Source organism: Pantoea sp. X-Soil-TKNS-1211 (assembly GCF_059730495.1).
In genome coordinates this window covers 324,191-343,244 of record NZ_AP035957.1, presented here as the reverse complement: position 1 = coordinate 343,244, position 19,054 = coordinate 324,191, and the positions used below count along the sequence as shown (strand labels likewise).

19 protein-coding genes are annotated in these 19,054 nt (G+C 52.4%); 7 read left to right on the top strand and 12 right to left on the bottom strand.

Annotated features, from left to right (window positions below; all coding sequences use genetic code 11):
- Positions 1-155: 155 nt before the first annotated feature.
- The gene (locus AC6I8W_RS28275) at positions 156-398 is read left to right on the top strand and encodes a type II toxin-antitoxin system CcdA family antitoxin (protein ID WP_497839538.1); all 243 of its coding nucleotides are present in this window, start codon (positions 156-158) and stop codon (positions 396-398) included.
- A 3-nt stretch (positions 399-401) separates the two neighbouring features.
- Entirely contained in the window at positions 402-710 is a 309-nt protein-coding gene (locus AC6I8W_RS28270) for a CcdB family protein (protein ID WP_497839537.1), read from the top strand.
- Positions 711-835: 125 nt separating this feature from the next.
- Here AC6I8W_RS28270 and AC6I8W_RS28265 read toward each other — a convergent pair whose 3' ends face one another.
- The 5 genes from AC6I8W_RS28265 to AC6I8W_RS28245 all read right to left on the bottom strand — a co-directional run bounded on the left by AC6I8W_RS28265 (position 836) and on the right by AC6I8W_RS28245 (position 5,495).
- Positions 836-1,534 carry an RES family NAD+ phosphorylase gene (locus AC6I8W_RS28265; RefSeq protein WP_497839536.1) on the bottom strand — a complete coding sequence of 233 codons (699 nt, stop codon included), beginning with the start codon at positions 1,532-1,534 and terminating at the stop codon, positions 836-838.
- Complete coding sequence (locus AC6I8W_RS28260) at positions 1,527-2,204, bottom strand: hypothetical protein (protein WP_497839535.1); 678 nt, start codon at positions 2,202-2,204, stop codon at positions 1,527-1,529. Before AC6I8W_RS28260 ends, AC6I8W_RS28265 begins: the two co-directional genes overlap by 8 nt.
- Positions 2,205-2,305: 101 nt before the next feature.
- Positions 2,306-3,259, bottom strand: coding sequence for an aliphatic sulfonate ABC transporter substrate-binding protein (locus tag AC6I8W_RS28255; RefSeq protein WP_497839534.1), 954 nt, complete (start codon positions 3,257-3,259; stop codon positions 2,306-2,308).
- A 98-nt stretch (positions 3,260-3,357) separates the two neighbouring features.
- Positions 3,358-4,041, bottom strand: coding sequence for a type 1 glutamine amidotransferase domain-containing protein (locus tag AC6I8W_RS28250; RefSeq protein ID WP_497839533.1), 684 nt, complete (start codon positions 4,039-4,041; stop codon positions 3,358-3,360).
- A gap of 26 nt (positions 4,042-4,067) precedes the next feature.
- On the bottom strand, positions 4,068-5,495 hold the full coding sequence (locus AC6I8W_RS28245; protein ID WP_497839722.1) for a coniferyl aldehyde dehydrogenase: 1,428 nt from the start codon (positions 5,493-5,495) through the stop codon (positions 4,068-4,070).
- A gap of 115 nt (positions 5,496-5,610) precedes the next feature.
- Here AC6I8W_RS28245 and AC6I8W_RS28240 point away from each other — a divergent pair, with 115 nt between their 5' ends.
- Positions 5,611-6,501 carry a LysR family transcriptional regulator gene (locus AC6I8W_RS28240; RefSeq protein WP_497839532.1) on the top strand — a complete coding sequence of 297 codons (891 nt, stop codon included), beginning with the start codon at positions 5,611-5,613 and terminating at the stop codon, positions 6,499-6,501.
- Positions 6,502-6,528: 27 nt separating this feature from the next.
- Here the strand turns inward: AC6I8W_RS28240 and AC6I8W_RS28235 are convergent, their stop codons facing one another.
- Both AC6I8W_RS28235 and AC6I8W_RS28230 read right to left on the bottom strand, forming a co-directional pair.
- Positions 6,529-8,313 carry a tannase/feruloyl esterase family alpha/beta hydrolase gene (locus AC6I8W_RS28235; protein ID WP_497839531.1) on the bottom strand — a complete coding sequence of 595 codons (1,785 nt, stop codon included), beginning with the start codon at positions 8,311-8,313 and terminating at the stop codon, positions 6,529-6,531.
- A gap of 114 nt (positions 8,314-8,427) precedes the next feature.
- Positions 8,428-9,339, bottom strand: coding sequence for a LysR family transcriptional regulator (locus AC6I8W_RS28230; protein WP_497839530.1), 912 nt, complete (start codon positions 9,337-9,339; stop codon positions 8,428-8,430).
- A gap of 101 nt (positions 9,340-9,440) precedes the next feature.
- On the opposite strand from AC6I8W_RS28230, the gene AC6I8W_RS28225 reads away from it, so the two are divergent.
- Together AC6I8W_RS28225 and AC6I8W_RS28220 are read left to right on the top strand one after the other, a co-directional pair.
- A complete protein-coding gene (locus AC6I8W_RS28225; RefSeq protein ID WP_497839529.1) occupies positions 9,441-10,556 on the top strand; it encodes an alkene reductase in 1,116 nt (371 codons plus the stop codon).
- Between the two features lie 170 nt (positions 10,557-10,726).
- On the top strand, positions 10,727-11,443 hold the full coding sequence (locus AC6I8W_RS28220) for an Abi family protein (RefSeq protein ID WP_497839528.1): 717 nt from the start codon (positions 10,727-10,729) through the stop codon (positions 11,441-11,443).
- Between the two features lie 322 nt (positions 11,444-11,765).
- On the opposite strand, the gene AC6I8W_RS28215 is transcribed toward AC6I8W_RS28220, so the two are convergent.
- On the bottom strand, positions 11,766-12,104 hold the full coding sequence (locus tag AC6I8W_RS28215) for a DUF488 domain-containing protein (protein ID WP_497839527.1): 339 nt from the start codon (positions 12,102-12,104) through the stop codon (positions 11,766-11,768).
- A gap of 208 nt (positions 12,105-12,312) precedes the next feature.
- Between AC6I8W_RS28215 and AC6I8W_RS28210 the strand changes: the two genes are divergently transcribed.
- Complete coding sequence (locus AC6I8W_RS28210) at positions 12,313-14,604, top strand: FepA family TonB-dependent siderophore receptor (protein WP_497839526.1); 2,292 nt, start codon at positions 12,313-12,315, stop codon at positions 14,602-14,604.
- A gap of 125 nt (positions 14,605-14,729) precedes the next feature.
- On the opposite strand, the gene AC6I8W_RS28205 is transcribed toward AC6I8W_RS28210, so the two are convergent.
- From AC6I8W_RS28205 to AC6I8W_RS28190, 4 genes are all read right to left on the bottom strand, one after another.
- Positions 14,730-15,311 carry a flavodoxin gene (locus AC6I8W_RS28205; RefSeq protein ID WP_497839525.1) on the bottom strand — a complete coding sequence of 194 codons (582 nt, stop codon included), beginning with the start codon at positions 15,309-15,311 and terminating at the stop codon, positions 14,730-14,732.
- Between the two features lie 171 nt (positions 15,312-15,482).
- A complete protein-coding gene (locus AC6I8W_RS28200; protein ID WP_497839524.1) occupies positions 15,483-16,754 on the bottom strand; it encodes an OprD family outer membrane porin in 1,272 nt (423 codons plus the stop codon).
- 212 nt (positions 16,755-16,966) lie between these two features.
- Positions 16,967-17,614 (bottom strand): NAD(P)H-binding protein, encoded by a 648-nt coding sequence (locus AC6I8W_RS28195; protein ID WP_497839523.1) that lies wholly within the window; start codon positions 17,612-17,614, stop codon positions 16,967-16,969.
- Positions 17,615-17,628: 14 nt separating this feature from the next.
- Positions 17,629-18,582 carry a LysR family transcriptional regulator gene (locus AC6I8W_RS28190; protein ID WP_497839522.1) on the bottom strand — a complete coding sequence of 318 codons (954 nt, stop codon included), beginning with the start codon at positions 18,580-18,582 and terminating at the stop codon, positions 17,629-17,631.
- A 144-nt stretch (positions 18,583-18,726) separates the two neighbouring features.
- On the opposite strand from AC6I8W_RS28190, the gene AC6I8W_RS28185 reads away from it, so the two are divergent.
- Complete coding sequence (locus AC6I8W_RS28185) at positions 18,727-19,017, top strand: DUF1330 domain-containing protein (RefSeq protein WP_497839521.1); 291 nt, start codon at positions 18,727-18,729, stop codon at positions 19,015-19,017.
- Positions 19,018-19,054: the final 37 nt, after the last annotated feature.

Here is a 19,054-nt window from a genome sequence, read left to right as displayed (position 1 = left end):
ATTGTGAATGATATTGTGCGGGTGATAGTGGGGTGAGAGGAGGGGGCGTATACCCCCCGGTGAAGTTGCTAAAACGGGCTGTATCAGACATGCGTTTCCATAAGTGCATAATGCTGTGTAAACTACACATGTATCGATGTAGACGGAGGTGCAGCATGCCAAACATTTCACAAAAAACACGCAAGCAGAACGTCACCCTGACTCTGGAACCGTTGCTTCTCCAGCAAGCCAAAGAAGCCGGGTTTAGTTTGTCTCAACTGTTAACCAATGCGATTGCCGAGAAGCTGCGTGAAAATGCGGTTGAAGAATGGCAGCGGGAAAATGCAGAGGCCATTTCAGACTTGAACCGGCACATGGCAGAAAACGGTGTATTTTCAGACATGCACAGGAAATTTTAACTGATGCAGTATCGGGTATATAAAAACAAAAATGCGTCTAAGTTTTATCCGCTGCTGCTGGATGTGCAGAGCGATATTATTGAAAGTATTGATTCGCGCATCGTGATCCCACTTACCCCAATTGAACTCTATCAGGGAAAAGTTGTGCAGCGTCTAAACCCAACTCTACATGTTGAAGGTAATGATTATCTGATGATGACGCATGAGCTGGCAGGTGTTCAACTCACTATACTGGGTACAGAAGTCTGTAGCCTTGCCAGCCAGCGTGAAACGATCAGGACCGCTCTGGATTTCATTATTGACGGATTCTGAACCGCCCGAATTACGGTGTTCCCGGCTGCCACGTCCCCACATCCTGCGCATCAACCTGCTTCGGCAGCAGAATCTTCCACACAGCCAGGGAAAGGCACCAGTCAGCTTCTCCCGATCAAAAGCAACTATTTTCCCGGTATAACGAACACGCCCAATCGTTCTGCAAGATTTAGTACTTCATTATAGGTTGTTGTGTCGTTAATCAGGCTCACTGAATGACCAACAGGACGAAGCGTTTTAGTCGATATACGATCACCAAAAAGAACAACTGCTCGTGCAGAGTCGTCTTGCCTCGAAATCCAGGAAAGTCCTTGTGCATTATGACAGCAATGATGCAATTCTTTTGTCCATAGATGAGTTAAAGGGTACTGATCTTTTTCGGTATCAATAAGTTGCTTACGCGTGATGCCTAACTGACGTAAAGCGATACTGCTTAAGTCAACAAGTTCCAAATCTTGTGTAAGTTCAACTTTCGAGTGGACTTGCCCCTCAAACTTGTTTTTGTCGAGTGTTTTGAGTCCGGGTGACCAGGGCACATCGTGGAAAATTGTTTCCATTAATGCGCAATCTTTGGTCGCGCCACCATAGAGCGTAGGTATGGGCTCACCTTTATTATTTTGTATAGGGCTAAAACGCGCATTGCCTCGCGTTCCAGGATTGAACTGGTCGGCATCATACTTTTGATTATGAATACGATGCAGGATCGTTCCTGACTTTATGGTGATCGTGGAGGTCTTCAGGGGATGATGGGGGACGGGGGTGATTGCTACCCCTACCGCAACTGCGGACAGGGGGGATGCGGTAGTTTTATGATTTTCATCCATGTGTAATCCCTTCTGCTTCATCTTTGGCAGCAGCAATGACGCGAGCAGGTTCCGTCAGCAGAAGATCCTGAGGGCGTTTACCACCCAGGAAGCTATTACTCGACAGAAACCAGAATGCCATCCCCCAGCCATCCTTATGTCCTTGCAGTACGTTGATCACCTCACTCATGGACTTCAGGGGACGGAAATTGATGCTTCTGTCCAATCCATAATCCGGAAAGTAATCAATGCCATTGTGGTTGATGGCAAAGATTTGACGGTTTTTTTTCCATTTATTGGGTTGAGCACTGGGGTTATTGGTACTCAACCCAGCCAGTTGCGCGACCTCGGCTGCGGTAAGCCAATTTCCACTGTCCAAGACAGCTTTGCGCGCTTGCAACAGCATCACGGCCTCTTTGAGCAGATGCGGGGAGGCTGGGAGACGAGGTAGCATTGCACCCACTAAATGTTCCAGCGTCTCACGCTTCTGTCGCTCTTTAATAAGTTCAAACATTGATGAGGCAATTGTCGATAGGTTCTCAGTCAATGCGTTCAGAACCGATTTATTACTGATGTTCTCAAAGGCCACGGCTATGACCTGGCTGGCATGAGACTCATTCAGGCGGCTCTGAACTTCTTTTGGGGTACCTATCAGTGTGGAAACCCCTGGATGCTCATGGATGGCAGTCATAAATGATCTCCTCATGGGTTATGAAGATTATCAAATATTATCATATTCCATATAACTTACAATGAACCACCTAAAACAACGTTGAAATAAGGATGATAGTGTCACCGCTCACCCGGCTGCCACGTCCCCACATCCTGCGCATCAACCCGCTTCGGCAGCAGTTTTGCATCATAAAATGCATCAGCAATTTTTTGCTGTTCTGCCAGATCGCTATTTTTCACCGGTTCAATCTGGTAGCTACGCTGGGCATTCGCCTGCTCCACAGTGGCGACCGCGAGATTCCCCCATAACGGTGACAGGATTTTTGCCGCCGCCGCAGGATGGGCTTTCACCCATATTGCTTCCTGATTCAATGTGTTAAACACCGTGTTCAGTACCTGAGAATGCGCTTTGGCGTAAGGAGTCGAGACCAGATAGTAACGCTGATAGCTCGCCAGTCCTTTACCGCTCACCAACACACGTGCGTGCTGTTCCACCTTCGCGCTGGTGACATAGGGTTCCCAGCTCACCCAGGCATCAACGCTGCCATTCTCCAGTGCCGCGCGTCCGTCAGCGGGAGTCAGCCAGGCGGCGCTAATGTCGCCGAATGTGAGTCCGGCCTTTTGCAGTGCGGCGATCAGCAAGTAATGGCTGCCTGCCGCTTTGGTCACCGCGATCTTTTTACCTTTCAGGTCCTGCAAAGTTTTGATCGGCGAGTTGGCGGGAACCAGAATCGCTTGCGCCGTGGGTGAGGGTGTTTCTCGTGCGTAATAGGTGAGATCGGCACCTGCGGCCTGAGCGAACACCGGTACGGTATCGGCAACGTCAGCGGAGAGATCGACATTGTTCAGATTGAGAGCCTCAAACAGCGGCAGACCGCTGGAGAACTCATGCCAGCTGACTTTTATCCCCTGTTCGGCCAACGTCTTGTCCAGGTCGCCACGCTGCTTAATCAGCGTCAGCAGGGTGGAGGATTTTTGGTAGCCGATACGTAAGGTTTCTTCCGCCCGGGTGGTCAAAGAGAAAAGGGCAGTGAGCAGCAGTGCTCCTGCCAGCAATGGATGTCGCGTGTGCATGGCCGTTCCTTTTAATGTTTATCATTAAAAGGAGGGTAAGATGGTGACGGCAGTGCACCAACTGCCGTGTTTGCATAAGATTTGCCGGATATCAGCAATCAGTTGCCCGCAAGTTTGTTCAGCAGGCGTTTTGCTACTTCTTCCGAGCTGGCCGGGTTTTGTCCGGTAATCAGATTGCCATCCTCAACCACAAACGGCATCCAGTCAGCGCCTTTCTGGTAGTGCGCGCCAAGAGCGATAAATTCGTCTTCGATCAGGAACGGCACCACGTCAGTCAATTCCACGGCGGCTTCTTCACTATTGGTAAAGCCGGTGACTTGTTTACCTTTGATCAGCGGTTCGCCGCTGGTGGCTTTGACATGACGCAGCGCCCCCGGCGCATGGCAGACAAAACCAATCGGTTTCGCGGCGCGATCAAATGACTCAATCAGGTTAATCGACTGGGCGGACTCAGCCAAATCCCACAACGGACCATGGCCGCCGGGATAGAACACGGTATCGAAAGTAGCTTGATCAACGCTATCCAGTTTCACCGTAGTTGCCAGAGCCTGTTGCGCGGCAGGGTCGGTTTTAAAGCGCTCGGTCATCGCGGTCTGAAAATCAGGCAGATCGCTTTTCGGATCAAGCGGGGGCTGCCCGCCTGCCGGCGAAGCCAGCACGATCTCTGCTCCCGCGTCCTTGAACACATAGTAAGGTGCGGCAAACTCTTCCAGCCAGAATCCGGTTTTCTTGCCGGTATTACCCAGCGTTTCGTGGGAAGTCAGTACCATTAACACTTTCATGATAAATCCTCTTTTTACACAGTAAGTTACTGTTGTTGAGTAAGCAGTGATGTCAGTAACGCCATCTTGTCCTGATAAGGGGCGCGCAGTCGCAGGTTGGTGGTGCCTGCTTCGTCCTGAACGACGACGGGTTTGGCATGGCTGAAGCGGCGGAAACCGTGAATGCCATGGTAAGCGCCGATACCCGATGCCCCGACGCCGCCGAACGGTAAGCTGTCGAGAGAAGCATGGGTCATGACGTCATTAATCACCAATGCGCCCGAGGTGGTGCGCTGTGTTATCTGCTGCTGACGCTGCGGGTCGTTACCAAAATAGTAGGCCGCCAGCGGGCGAGGATGCGCGTTGATATAATCAATCGCTTCAGTCACCGAGCTTGACCAGGTTTTGATGGGCAACAGCGGACCAAAGATCTCCTCCTGCATGACTGCCATCTCTTCCGTCACCGCGAGAATCAAATGCGGGGCGATTTTTCTGCTGTGAGCATCGAAAGCCGGTTCACCTTCGGGGGCCAGACTGATAATGCGTGCGCCTTTGTTTTTCGCATCCTCCAGCAGATTGATCAGCCGTTGATAATGACGATCGCTGATGATGGCGGTGTAATCCGGGTTTGACTGCACGGTAGGGAACGCCTGATGCATAAAGCTGCGCGCGGCGCTGACAAAGGCTGCTTCAGCACCTTCAGGCAGCAGCAGATAATCGGGAGAGATACAGATCTGCCCGGCATTAAAGGTTTTGATGGTCAACGTTCTCGCTGCGGCCAGTGCCGGATCGGCATCCACATCAACCACCACCGGCGACTTACCCCCCAGTTCCAGCGTGACCGGCACGAGGTTTTCCGCCGCAGCACGCATCACGTGTTTGCCCACATTGGTGCTACCGGTAAATACCAGATGGTCGAAAGGCAGACGGCTAAAGGCCTGACCGACGTCAGCATCACCCAGCACCACGGTAAGCTCCTGAGGATCAAAGTAGCGGGCGACCAGTTCCGCCAGCAGTTCGGAGGTTTTGGGCGTCAGTTCCGAAGGTTTCAACATCGCGGTGTTACCGGCGGCAAACACGCCTGCCAGCGGTCCAAAGGCGAGGTTAATCGGGAAATTCCACGGGCTGATAATGCCAACCACGCCGAGCGGCTGGGGTGTAATCCACGCCTGCATGCCTGCAACCGGCACTTCCGCGTTTTCCGCTGCCATCCAGCTTTCAAGATTATCAGCGGAATGTTGCAGCATATTGATGGTGGTAACCAGGTCTGCCGCCATCGTCTGATAAGCGCTGCGATGGCCGAAATCGGCGTTAATCGCGGCCGCAATCGCCGCATGGTTGTCGCGAATCAGCGCGATGCTGCGCAGCAGGCGATCACGACGTAATGCCGCAGAGGCTGGCCCCGCCTGTAAATGGGTGTTTTTCATGCTGTGCAGGATGTGCAGCAACTGCTGATCGTGTTGGGTCGGGTTCATCATATTGTCCTGTCGAATTGGGTCACTGATTAAGATGCGACGAGCTTACCCGTGCTGGATTTTGCTGGCTAACAAGGCTATTTTCGTGGGGGTATAAATTTATTTATGGGGTCTTATGTCACTGGTCCGTTTGCGTACCTTTATGGAGGTCTACCGTCAGCGTTCGATATCTGGTGCTGCCAGAGCGCTCAACCTGACGCAACCTGCGGTTTCTCAGCACATCAGTGGGCTGGAGGTCGCTATCGGGCGACCGTTGTTTGAACGCCAACCGCAAGGGGTCATACCCACGCCTGCGGCGGAGGATCTGGCCGCGGATATCGGCAGCAGTCTGGATACGGCTGAGTCGGCGCTGGCGTCGGCGAGGGCGCGATCAATGGATGTCAGTGGTACGTTGCAAATTATCGGCCACGCCGATTTTATGGCAGATAAGCTGGCCGGTGAGTTGCTGCCACTGCTGGAGAGCGGCATCCGGGTGCATATGCATACCGGAGATGGGCCGATGGTGACGCAGATGGTGGTGGAGGGGCATTGTGATTTAGGCATCACCGCCCATCCGGTGACGGATAGCCGGTTAAAAGGCGAGGTGATTTTTCGCGATAAGGTGCTGGCAGTCGCTTCACCGGGCGTGGCGTCACGGCTGAATGCCAGCACCAACTTTGCCACTGATTTACTGCAAGAGCCGTTGCTGGCGTATAACCTGGAACTGTCGTTGATCGACCACTGGCTGGAAAAAAATCGCATCAACTACAAGACGCTGTTACCCGCAATGGTCGGCCAGGATTTACGCGGCCAGCGCAGTTTGTTGGTTCAGGGATTTGGCTGGTCGGTGATGCCGTTGTTTCTGTGCCAGCAGCAAATTGAAAAGGGCGATCTGGTCGCTCTTCAGGCTCCGGTGGGGGACACCGAAATCCGTTATAACCTCGTATGGTTAGCCAGCGCGTTGCGCCAGCCCAGAATTGCCCATGCTCGCCAGACGCTGGTGTGGCGGCTGAACCGGGCAGAGTGACAGCTCACCCGCTCGGTCAGGAGATCATTATGGCTGAATCTCCAACTTGCCGCCTTTGGCGACATAGTTCTGTTGATTATTGGGGCCAATAAAATCGCTGGCCGGTTTGCCCACCACCAGATTGTCATAGGCCGCCGATTTCACCGCCACATAATTCTCCGCCTGATCGACTGAGCCTTTCCCGCTATATTGCGCAATATACGGATAAGGGAATACCGGTCGGGTGGCTTTTAATGGCGGCATGATTGCTGCCACCGGTGAACTGGTACGTTGTACACCGTGGAAATGTGCTTCAGCCCCCGCCTCGCCAGCGGGCATTTTCCCTTGTGGTGGCATCGGCGGCATGCCCGCATTGGCCTGTTGAGCTGACTTACCTGCAATCAGCGCTTGCGGCGCAACCTGTTGCTCGGTCCAGGCCATCAGCGGTGTCAGCAAATCGATCTGATCTAACCCCTCGCCACCACCACAGTGGGCCACGCCTGGTAGCAGAAACAGGCGGATAAATTTCTCTGTGGCTTGCTTACCGAGATAAGCCTCAACGCCACGGTAGTAAGCGATGGAGAACGCCGGGCTGACAGAATCATCCGCCAGGCCGTGCCACATAATCAGCTTACCGCCGCGTTCCATGTAGCGACGCAGATTGGTGTTGGCGGCGTTATACAGCGGTGCCAGCTGTGCGACAGCCGTGAAGTTCTGTTTGTTCAGTTGGAAATCACGCATGGTAGTGATGTTCTGTTTGCCTCCCGGCAACAATACCGATTGCAGCGCAGGTAGCGCCATCATCTCCGACATTGAATGACCGTCTGCGGTCGCTGGCACTGGCCAGCGTAGCTCTGACCCCAGAGGCAAACCCGCCACCACAAATTGATTGCCTGCGCTGTCGTAAGCACCGCGGTAGAGTTTTTCCGCCACGCCAATTTCCTCGGCGGTCAGGCAATCTGATTTATCGCTCTGGTTGGCGGCACAAGTTTTCACCCAGTTGGCGGAGAAGGTGCAGGCATAGGGGTTAGCCAGCAGGCCATCATTGACACCCGACAGGGTAGGACAGTGAGCCAGCACGGCACGATGCAGAATTTGCAGACGGTCTTTCAGCAGGATAGCGCTGCCATCTGCGCGCTGATTGGCGACCACGTTCCAGCCGTGGAAAAAGGAGTTTTGGAACTGGAAAAACGCCGCCGGTGCTCCGGCGCTGATGCCATCAAAATCATCCGGGAAGCGTTGTGCTTCCATCAGCGCCTCACGCCCGCCATCAGAGCAACCCATAAAGTAGGCGTATTTTTGCGCCTGACCGTAATACGCCTGGATCAGGGTTTTTGCCAGCTGCGCGGTGAGATGATTGGCGCGATAAGCAAAATCAATGCGTTTTTGTGGGTCTTCCGCCCAGCTGGCATCCATCATGCCGCCGCTGTGGCCCATATCGGTGGCAGCGACGACAAATTCGCCCTGAGTGGCCGGTGCACAGCCGTTGGCATTCGCCGGGCTGAGGTTGATCTGGCCGCATAACCCGCCGCATCCCACTTGCAGGAAACGTTGCGTCCACTGCTGTTGCGGTAGCGCCACTTCCACGCCAATGGAAGGGGCGATGGTGGCTTTAACCTGGCAGAATGTCCCTTTAGCGGTTTTCAGTGATGTCGCAGAGGTTAGGGTGACTTTCTCACCAAGTTTGTCGCTGACATTGACGGTCGTTAACTGGCTACAGTCCATTACCGGTTTTACAACGGCTAAGTTCACATTCGCACTGACCTGCGTCGCAAGCAGCATGACGCCTGCGGCGACCAGCCATCCTAATATTCTGGTTCTTATTGCATTCATTGCATCGGTTCCTGTTTTATCACCGCGTTGCTGTGGTTTTAATCTGGAAATGATAGCCAGAAGCAAAATTTTAAAGTGGATATTTTCGGTATTTTAACGAATTAATCTGCGCGCTCAGTTCTGTTCCAGCCAGCCAATAAAAAAATCACTGAACGCCGCCACCTGTAACGGCTGAAAACGCCGCTGCGGGTAGACGAACTCTAATCCTACCTGACGGCTGTCATTACGACTGAAGCCGATAAAGTGATTGCCAAACAGCACCACCAGTTTCCCTTGTTCCACATCGCGCTTCACATCCCACCACGACTTGCTGGCGATACCTGCGCCAGCCAACACCCACTCACGGAGCAGCGCGCCATCATCGGTGATCATCGCCGGGCTGATTTCCAGCGTCCTGATCTCACCCTCCACTTCAAAGCGCCACACGTTCAGTAACGAACCACGCTGTTCCATGATCAGGCAGCGATGTTGGGGCAGTTCCAGCGGGTGGCCCGGCGTTCCCTGGGTGGAGAGATATTCCGGCGAGGCCACTAATACCCGGTGATTAGGTTTGATGTCGCGTTTGATCAGATTACTGTCGGGCAAATTGCCAAAGCGAATGCTCATATCCAGCCGTTGAGCAATCAGGTCTTCGATGTCCTCGCTCAGCAGCAAGGTGCTTTTGACGCCGGGGTGCAGGCGGGAAAACGCCAGCAATGCCGGGGAAAGGTACTGACGACCAAAATCCGACGGTGCCGATATGCGCAAAGTCCCGCTCAACACGCCCTCCTGTTGCGCCAGTTTTGCCTCGGCCTGCTCCATTTCTTCCAGCACGCGCAACGCCGATTGATAGAATTCCTCACCCACCCGGGTGAGAGAGATTGCGCGGGTCGAACGATGGAAAAAACGTGTCTGATAACGCTCCTCCAGCGCTTTCAGGCGTGCGCTCATGGTTGCCGGTGACAGGTTCATACGGCGGCCAGCCGCCGCCAGTCCTCCCGCCTCAACCACCTGCACCAGCAAGGTCAGGTCTTCCAGTTTGCCCATATTATTCAGCTTTTCCGAACAGAGATTCAGTTTTAATCGTTATTATCAAAATACCCGCAAAGGCTTAGTGTCAACGTTTTCTATTAACGAGGAACGTAGGGATGGCAGAGAAAATGTTGTTACAGCCAACTCAACTGGGCGGTATGACATTGGCAAATCGTATCGTCATGGCCCCAATGACACGGGCGCGCACCGCGCAACCGGGTAATATTCCGACGGCTCTGATGGCGGAATATTATCAGCAGCGTGCCACGGCAGGGTTGATCATCACCGAAGCGACGCAAATCTCACCGCAGGCGCAGGGTTACTCCTGGACACCCGGTATGCATACAGCGGAACAGTTGGTCGGTTGGCGTCTGGTTACGGATGCGGTGCACCACGTCGGTGGCAAAATTGTCTCGCAATTATGGCATGTCGGACGCATGTCCCATCCCTCCTTCCATCCTGATGGGCAGCCGCTTGCACCGTCGGCCATCCCGTTTGACGGCCAGGTATGGATCGTTAACGAACATGGAGAGGGGCAGATGATTGACTGTCCTGTGCCGCGTGAGATGACGCAGCAGGATATTCAAACGGCGATTAGTCAATATCGCCAGGCGGCGCTTAACGCTATCAATGCCGGTTTCGATGGTATCGAGGTACACGGTGGCAATGGTTACCTGGTGGATCAGTTTCTGCGTCGCACCTCAAACCAGCGCACCGATCAATACGGTGGCCCGGTGAGCAACCGTATCCGCTTTGCTCAGGAGGTGCTGATGGCCATCAGCGATGCGATCGGTGTGGAGCGCACCGGTATCCGTCTCGCTCCGTTTATTACTCAACGTGGTATGGATGATCCTGAAGCGGTGGATGCCATCCTCGCCCTGGCGCAATGGTGCGAGGAAAAAGGCATTGCCTTTATCCACCTGGCAGAAGCCGATTGGGATGATGCGCCCACCATCCCGGATAGCTTCCGCAAGTCGCTGCGTGCGGCGTTCAGCGGAACGTTAATCGTCGCCGGAAACTATACGGTGGAAAAAGCAGAAACCTATCTGCGGGCGGGGTGGGTAGATCTGGTGGCTTTTGGTCGTCCCTTTATTGCCAACCCTGATCTGCCCGCGCGTATTGCCAAGGGTCTGCCACGGGCGTCCGTCACCGATCCATCCACGCTCTTTGGTGGTTCGGCGGTTGGTTACACCGACTATCCGCGCTATGACACCGCAGCGGTTATGCAGTGAATATCTGACATGGTGTCAGATACAACAAAAGCGCCATCCGGCGCTTTTGTTGTAAGGATAAACACCCTACTTATTTCAGGTACCTAACCTTTTAGGCATATGTATTATGTTCAAAACAGGGAATATCATACGCGTTCGTTGCGAGAAACTTTATCAGTGGAGAATCAATCTTGCAAGATCAGACGACCGCCGCCATAGAAAAGTCCATTTCCCCTCCACGTTTACACTCTTATCAGCAATTGACCGGAAGTAAGAACCCCGAAAGGAATATTGGTGCGTATATCTGGAATAAACGCGTAGGTGCCGCACTTTACCCTCTGATTCAATGTCTGGAGGTGACATTGCGTAATGCAATTCATGGCGCTGCTACCGACCATTTCAATACAACCGATTGGTTTGACAGTGTTATACGACGAGCAGGTGATGATTACTTTCAGACAGAGCTGAAAAGAAATCCTGGAACAGATAATCATTTTTACCGTAAAGGTATCTCGACGGGCCCCCGATTGAATAGACGACGCTGGACTTCACGTCACGAGAACATGGTGGAACAAGCGCGAGACAAACTGACTAACCAAGGTAAGAAAGTCATTGCAGATGCAGTAGTGGCTGAATTGATGTTTGGTTTTTGGGTTGGTCTATTTGAGAAGAAATACAACAATATCAACAACACTGATCGCTTGTGGCCTCATCTTGAGTCGGCAGTATTTCCGTATTTTCAGCGGCATGAGCGTAGAGCGACCAGGGTATTTAAGCAGCTCACAGACATTAAAGATTTGCGTAACCGTATGGCACATCATGAGCCGGTGTGGAAGCATCCGACAGTTGGATGTGCGAGTACCGCAGTTGCGATGCTCAATAATCGTATTGATGGCATTAGGGCATAAGCCCTGAGCGAGCGGGTATGCTTTATGAATCCGGCATCGAGGGTATGGCGAAAGGCATCTGTAACCCAAATACGCTGGCATATTACCTCAAAGGACAAACCCACCGTGATGTCCCGATGAGAAGAATGCGGCGTGATGTTAAGCGCTATTTGCAGGGACATAAACTCGTACCATTTCGGGTTAGCACAGTAGGTAGAGAAATGGTGTTCATCGATCTTTGGTTACTGAGGCAAGGATAATGGGTTCGACTGCGCATTACGGCTGGCTAAACAATAAATTTTCAGGCGATACCCAGGCATTAAGCGCCAGCCTTTAGCTAAATCTAAGTTAACGAACGCAGCCAATCCGCCAGTACTTCGGCATGATTCTGTGCCGTATTCTTCGTTGCATATAACAGCGTGACATTACCTCTCGCTAGCAACTGACACCCTTTATCCCGAAGTCCGGCAAGCTCCTGTATATACCCTTCACGAAACGCGGTGAAATCGATCAATTCAGCGTGGAACGCTTTACGCAATTCTGTCGACGGTGCCAGGGTTTTGTTCCATTCATCGTATTGCAGGTCAGTTTTCTTCATTCCGCGCGGCCAGAGTCGATCGACCAACACCCGATAGCCATCCTCGGGAGAGGCGGGCTCATAAACGCGTTTACATTGGATCACGCTGATTGCTCCCTTTCTTTTTCGTATCTCCTTATTTTATCCATAATTTTAATAGTCCGGCGATTATCATCAGGATTGAGATAAAGGACGTAACCTAATGCGATTAGGTGTGTCAGTTTATTTCGGTTATGTCAAAAACAAGAATGATTATGATAATTATTCGCATGCTCATTTATGGGCGTGGAAAATAATAACTGGACGTAACAAAATGTCTCACTTAATTGGAAAAAGGAAAACGACCCTGTCATTACTGATTGGGCTGGTCATCCACAGTGGCTACTCTCTGGCAGTCGAAACACCATCGAATGTTTTATCGTTACAGGAGCAGGGGACGGTAACAAATACGGCATCTGACACCGCAAAGAAAACTACCACTGAACCGACGGTCAATCCGACCAACGAAGATACCATGGTGGTGTCGGCCAAAGCGGAAGAGAAACTCAAGCAGCAGCCCGGTGCATCGCTGATCACCAAAGACGATCTGGAACGCAACCCGCCGGTTAACGACCTGTCCGAAATCATTCGCAAGATGCCGGGCGTGAATTTAACCGGCAACAGCGCGACCGGCAGCCGGGGTAACAACCGCCAGATTGATATTCGTGGTATGGGGCCAGAAAACACCCTGATACTGATTGATGGTGTGCCGGTTTCTTCGCGAAGTTCTGTGCGTTACAGCCGTACCGGCGAGCGTGACACCCGTGGCGACAGCAACTGGGTGCCACCGGAGATGGTGGATCATATCGATGTGTTACGTGGCCCGGCCGCTGCGCATTACGGTTCCGGTGCAATGGGCGGGGTGGTGAATATCGTCACCAAACGCCCGACCAATGACTGGCATGGCTCATTGTCGCTGTACACCAACCAACCGGAAGACAAGGATGAAGGCGCGACTAAACGCATGAACTTCAGCCTGAGCGGCCCGCTGGTGGATGATGTGCTAACCATGCGCCTGTATGGCAACATCAACAAGACTGACGCTGACGCCTATGATATCAATACCAACGAAAACGGTTCCTATGCGGCAGGTCGCGAAGGCGTGCGCAACCGCGATATCAACACCGCGGTACAGTGGAAGATCAATCCGCAGCAATATATGGATTTCAACTACGCCTACAGCCGCCAGGGCAACATCTACGCGGGTGATACTCAGTACAGCAACAGCAACCTCAGTACCCTGGTGCCGACCTTATACGGTCAGGAAACCAATCGCATGTACCGCCAGTCCTACAGCGTAACCCATAACGGTATCTGGGACTGGGGCCAGTCAAAACTGACCCTGAGCTATGAAGACACCCACAACACCCGCCTGGACGAAGGATCCACCGGGAAAGTGGAAGGGATGATCAATAGCGACACCTATAACACCAGTCGTTATAAAACCTGGCGCGTCAATAACGAGTACACCATTCCCTTCACCCTGTTGGTGGATAACACCCTGACGCTCGGGGGTGAATGGAATAAGGAACAGTTGAACGATCCGGCATCGATGCAGGAAACGGACGCGACGGGTATCGACATCAACGGTGTATCCGGCGATCCTTCTCAGCGCAGCAGCAAAAACAGCCAGGAGCTGAGCGCCATTTATCTGGAAGACACCATTGATGCCTTCGACTCCACCACGCTGATTCCGGGGCTGCGTTTTGACTACAGCGATCGCTTCGGTAGTAACTGGAGTCCAAGCCTCAATATTCAGCAGGAATTGGGTGATCACCTCACGCTGAAAGCCGGTATCGCGCGTGTGTTTAAAGCGCCGAATCTCTATCAGTCCAGCGAAGGCTACCTGCTGGCGAGTAGCGGTAACGGTTGTAACATTGGGGGCAGCAACGGCTGTTACTTGATGGGCAACGCTGACCTCAAACCCGAAATCAGCGTCAACAAAGAGATCGGACTGCAATGGACGGATGAAGGTTACAGCGCAGGCCTGACGTATTTCCGCAACGATTATCAGAACAAAATCGTGGCTGGCGACAGCTCGCTGGGTACGGTAGAGGTTGCCAGTGCGCGTTACTCATCTGAGTACGACATTTATCAGTGGCAGAATGGAGGCAAGGCGCTGACCCAGGGCCTGGAAGCTAACCTGACCATCCCTTTGGTGGAAGACACCCTGAACTGGCGCACCAACGCCACCTATATGTTCACCTCGAAATATAAATCGACCGGGAATCCACTGTCTCTGATCCCGAAATACACGGTAAACAGCTGGCTGGACTGGCAGATGACCGATGCCCTTTCCGCCACCTTAAGCTGGACCATGTATGGTCGCCAGCATCCGCGTACCACGGCTGAAATTCGTAAGGAAGCCAGCGGGTTGTCGGAAAATGAGGTGGGGGCTTACGCCATCTTTGGTGCCGGGGTGAATTATCAGTACAACAAAAACCTGCGTTTCAACGTTGGTATCAGCAACCTGCTGAACAAGCAAATCTATCGTGAAAACGAAGGGGCTTCGACCTATAACGAACCAGGCCGGGCGTATTATGCGGGTGTGACAACCTCGTTCTGATTGCTTAAAGAACGTTTTAACAGTCTGTAAAAATTCGTAGCGGCGCGATTTATCGCGCTCATTTCCAGAAAACCCACGCGATAAATCGCGTCGCTACGATACATGCGCTAATCGATCTTCGGGGGTTAGCTTTTACGTTGCACTGCTACCAGCCAGTCGAGGGTTTTTTCCATGGTCTGGCGTTCCTGATCGGCCTGCATAATAAAAGCCGGTAACAGATTGGCACCTGGCGCGGATTGCGCCAGCACGGTCAGACTGTCCCCGATCCCATAGCCACCATGCGTGATAAAGGGAACAATCGTTATGCCTGACCAATCATGGCGCGTTAAAAAAGAGCGAACGATGGAAGGCAAACTCGTTCCCCAAATTGGGTAGCCGAGGTAGAGCGTTTTGTACGGTTTTATCTCTGCCAGATCATGCAGCAAGGGCGGATTAAATCCGCTTTTACGTTCATCGCTAGCCTGTGCAACCATCTGCAGATAATCAGCCGGGTAGGGTGTCTGTGGCAGGATTTCATGCAGATCGGCTTGCAGGGCGCGTTGAAGAATCCCGGCAATCACCCGCGTGTTGCCACTGCGTGAGTGATAGGCCACCAGCGTATCCGACTGACCGTCGATGATAGCCGCCGTTACAGGCTGTGCCAGCAGGGAAATACCCGCAAGGAAAGGCAGTAATTCCCTACGTGACAGATTAATTTTATCTTCCATACGGCCCCATCCAATTTGCTCAGTTCAGAACAACCTTAATGGTTAAGCTGCACGGATAATTACACGTTTTGCGGCATTATTGATGAACGGAGGTCATAGGCCTTATTTCATATTTGATGGTGAGCGAGCGGATGGGGGAAAAATGGCAGCACGCGGCTGCCATTTTTTTAATCAGAGAATGGAGAACGGATATTCAACAAATACGCGCACTTCATTTCCGCCGACATTATAATCAGCCGCGTCAGAAGAGACGCGCAGCGAGGAGAATCGCAGTTTAACTTTCAGGTCTTTAGCGGCACCATCAGGCACTTTGTACTGCACCTGATTAAAGAACTCATGCTCGTGCCCATTATCGGTTGCTGCGGTTTTGATATTGTCACCCCGCACATAAGCAACGTCATAGCTCAGTCCATCAATGCCGACACCGCTCAGGTCGATCGAATACGCAACCTGCCATGAACGCTCGTCTTCACCGTTAAAATCAGACCAGTAAGAGTTCGCCAGCCAGATAGTGCTGCCGCCATCCCCGACGCCGCCCTGGTTGCGATAGCCGCCATAATGGTAACCGGTGCTGCCACTGCTTTGCTGATATGCCACCTTGAAGGTATGAATATCAAAGGTATAGCTTGCCGCCAGACTCCAGATGGTATTGCTGCGACCGGTGTCGAGTTGGTTGGCGTATTCCTGATTCAGACGCGAATTGTAGCCATTGAAGTCGAGGCCAAAGGACTGATTGTCTGCCAGCGGAGTTTTGTAATTCAGCCCAAGGTATTGCTTATTAATCACGTCTTCAACATTCGAAGCGTAAAAAGCGCCGCTCAACTGATCGGTAAACTGATAACTGGCACCGGCAAAACTCAGTGACTTAAGACCGGTGTCATGGCTGTCGTCGCTTTTCTGCTGCTCATCGGTAAAGTAACCGGCGGTGACGTTTAACCCGGCGACTTCCTGCGAGTTCAGCATAAAGCCGGTATAAGTTTCATCAAGCAGACGTGAATCATCCGCCGTCAGAATAGGCAGCATCGGACGCTGAGTACCGTAGCTGAGTACGGTATTGGAAAAGCGCATTTTAGCGGTTGCGCCGAATTTCGCCAGATCAGATTTGGCTTTGCCATCGTTATCCTGGGCAAAGAAATCGATACCACCTGCACCGCTGCGGCCACGGCCGCCATCCAGTCTGACCGCATACTGCGCAAGACCGTCAACACCAAAACCTACTGGCCCTTGAGTAAACCCGGAAGAAAAGTTGGCGATGATGCCCTGGCCCCACTCGCGGCGCGTACGAATGCCATCGTCTTTGTAATCCCTGTTGATATAGGCATTACGTAAAAGTACATCAAGGTGACTGTCTTCCAGAAATCCGTTTGATTCCTGTGCCGCAGCGGCCGTTCCAGAGAGTCCAATTAATGATGCCACCAGTGAAAGTTTGAATATCTTTTTCACGTTATGTCTGCCTTATAATTTCGATATTATTTTGTTAATGCTGAAAGTGCGCGCGGGATATTAACATTTTACGCTTAACGAAAATGGGGTCTTTTTTATCGATTTATGCGGTTTTATTACGGTCAGATAATGACGGGACGTAATGATATTATTGCAGGCACCGCTGCCTGTTTGCGAATATAAAGCGAGCAGGCAGAAAATTATTTGGATTGTCAGTCGCGGCCAGACCTTGCCAGCGCATCGGAGGCAAGGACCACCATACCGTTGGTGGTGGGGAGGGTGTTGACCAGCGCCCGAGCCACGGCACGTGCCGATACCGGGCGATAAGCACCGGGCAGCAGTGGCGCGAGGAGCCTGGCAATCGGGCTGGCAATGATTTCACCAACGCGTCGTGGTTGTTGCAGGTGTTCCCGTGAGCCGAGCAGTAGCGAAGGTTGGGCAATCACCAACGCATCGAGATCCATCGCTTTGAGCGCCTGCTCCAGTTCTCCCTTCACGCGGTTATAGAAAACGCCGGATTGGGTATTGGCGCCAGCGGCGCTGACCAATCCCACCCGCCGTGCACCGGCCGCCCTGGCGACCGCGAGGTTGGCCTCGAAATCAACCGCACGAAACGCCGCCTGGCTGCCTGCCACCTTAATCGTGGTGCCGAGTGCCAGATAGACTTCATCCGTCTGTGGTAAAGCGGGAAGATGGTTGAAATCCACAATATGGACCTGAAGTTTCGGGTGCTGAAGCGCGAGTGGCCGACGGCTCAAAGCATGCACTGCCGAGACGTTTTGGTCTGCCAGCAGGGCTTCGAGGATCAGTCCCCCCACCAGGCCGGTGGCACCAGCCAATAACACCGTTCTTGTGGACATCGTGTATTTCTCCATTAGCCGCGAAACTGTATAAGTTCCTCATAATTGATAGTCAATTTCCGGTCATCCCGGAAGGCGTTCAGCAGGTAATCCACCACAACCTTTACGCGTGGGGCAATCAGTGCGCGGTGTGGGTACTGGATCACCATCTCGTAATCACCAGGGTCATGCTGACCATAAAGCACAATTTTTAGCTTGCCGGATTGCAAATGTTCGAAGGCATTATGTACCCCAACCTGAGCAATGCCGTAATCCAGTAACGCAGCGTCTACCAGGGCTTCGGGGGCGGATACCGTTAAGATGTTACCCTCCGGCTCTAAGATTGACTGGCTGCCATCAGGGTTTCTGAAGCCCCAGGGGGAAATACGCCCTCCCAGGAAGCGCCGGGTGATCAACCTGTGATTGCTTAACATTTGCGGATTGGCAGGCACGCCATAACGCGCGAGATAAGCGGGAGAGGCGACCAAAATCATGTTCATACGGCAGACGGAACGAGAAACCAGTGAAGAATCAACGATCCTGCCGCCCCTGACCGCCAGGTCATAGCCCTCTTTAATGAGGTCGGTCACTCTGTCATCAAAATCCATTTCAACCGTTAACGCAGGATATTGCTCCGTCATAGCGGGCAACACCGGCAAAATGTGGATGCGCCCAAAAGCGGAACTGGTCGAGATCCTGACATGCCCGCTGATTTGCGCCTTACGCGCTACAAGCGTATCAACGGCCCCTTCAAGCGCATTCAGGGCTATGCGGGCCTGATGAATAAACGCGCTACCTTCTTCGGTAAGCGTCAACCGCCGCGTGGTTCTGTTAAGCAAACGCACCCCAAGAGCCTGCTCCAGACCCGCAATATTTTTACTGACAGCCGCAGTGCTGATTCCGAGCTGCCGGGCGCAGGCGGCAAAACTTCCTTTATCTACGGTTTCGACAAAGGTGAGAATGGCGCGGACATGGCGTGAAATCTCCAACGTCCTCTCCTGTAGATGTAATTAATAACCTTAGGTTAACTCAAGTTCAACCATGGGTGTAGTTCAGGTTAATAATATTATTTTTTATACTTCCCTCGTTGTACTGCCTTTCACCTAAATATGCGTGATATCTGGAGTGTTCCTATGAAACCCGCCTTCATAATTTTTAATTTCACCGTGACCGATCCTGAGGGAATGAAACCCTATCTGGCAAAGGTGGCAGAAACACTAAAAACATTTAATGCACAACTGCTAGTGCAGGGAGCCGAAAGTTTCTGCCTGGAGGGTACAGCTCCGCAGGGGAAGACTGTGATTTTGCGTTTCGACGATCTTGAGACCGCCAAAGCCTGGTATTACTCGCCTGCCTATCAGGCGATTCTTCCTTATCGACTGACTTCAGCGATTACCGATAGCTGGGTTGTTGAAGGGGTGTAATTTCACGATCAGCAAATACGTTGATAGATTTTGACCG

Excerpts from the sequence above, each read along its gene's own strand:
- AC6I8W_RS28275 (WP_497839538.1), top strand. The coding sequence starts at position 156 with ATGCCAAACATTTCACAAAAAACACGCAAGCAGAACGTCACCCTGACT.
- AC6I8W_RS28270 (WP_497839537.1), top strand. The coding sequence starts at position 402 with ATGCAGTATCGGGTATATAAAAACAAAAATGCGTCTAAGTTTTATCCG.
- AC6I8W_RS28265 (WP_497839536.1), bottom strand. The coding sequence starts at position 1,534 with ATGGATGAAAATCATAAAACTACCGCATCCCCCCTGTCCGCAGTTGCG.
- AC6I8W_RS28260 (WP_497839535.1), bottom strand. The coding sequence starts at position 2,204 with ATGACTGCCATCCATGAGCATCCAGGGGTTTCCACACTGATAGGTACC.
- AC6I8W_RS28255 (WP_497839534.1), bottom strand. The coding sequence starts at position 3,259 with ATGCACACGCGACATCCATTGCTGGCAGGAGCACTGCTGCTCACTGCC.
- AC6I8W_RS28250 (WP_497839533.1), bottom strand. The coding sequence starts at position 4,041 with ATGAAAGTGTTAATGGTACTGACTTCCCACGAAACGCTGGGTAATACC.
- AC6I8W_RS28245 (WP_497839722.1), bottom strand. The coding sequence starts at position 5,495 with ATGAACCCGACCCAACACGATCAGCAGTTGCTGCACATCCTGCACAGC.
- AC6I8W_RS28240 (WP_497839532.1), top strand. The coding sequence starts at position 5,611 with ATGTCACTGGTCCGTTTGCGTACCTTTATGGAGGTCTACCGTCAGCGT.
- AC6I8W_RS28235 (WP_497839531.1), bottom strand. The coding sequence starts at position 8,313 with ATGAATGCAATAAGAACCAGAATATTAGGATGGCTGGTCGCCGCAGGC.
- AC6I8W_RS28230 (WP_497839530.1), bottom strand. The coding sequence starts at position 9,339 with ATGGGCAAACTGGAAGACCTGACCTTGCTGGTGCAGGTGGTTGAGGCG.
- AC6I8W_RS28225 (WP_497839529.1), top strand. The coding sequence starts at position 9,441 with ATGGCAGAGAAAATGTTGTTACAGCCAACTCAACTGGGCGGTATGACA.
- AC6I8W_RS28210 (WP_497839526.1), top strand. The coding sequence starts at position 12,313 with ATGTCTCACTTAATTGGAAAAAGGAAAACGACCCTGTCATTACTGATT.
- AC6I8W_RS28205 (WP_497839525.1), bottom strand. The coding sequence starts at position 15,311 with ATGGAAGATAAAATTAATCTGTCACGTAGGGAATTACTGCCTTTCCTT.
- AC6I8W_RS28195 (WP_497839523.1), bottom strand. The coding sequence starts at position 17,614 with ATGTCCACAAGAACGGTGTTATTGGCTGGTGCCACCGGCCTGGTGGGG.
- AC6I8W_RS28185 (WP_497839521.1), top strand. The coding sequence starts at position 18,727 with ATGAAACCCGCCTTCATAATTTTTAATTTCACCGTGACCGATCCTGAG.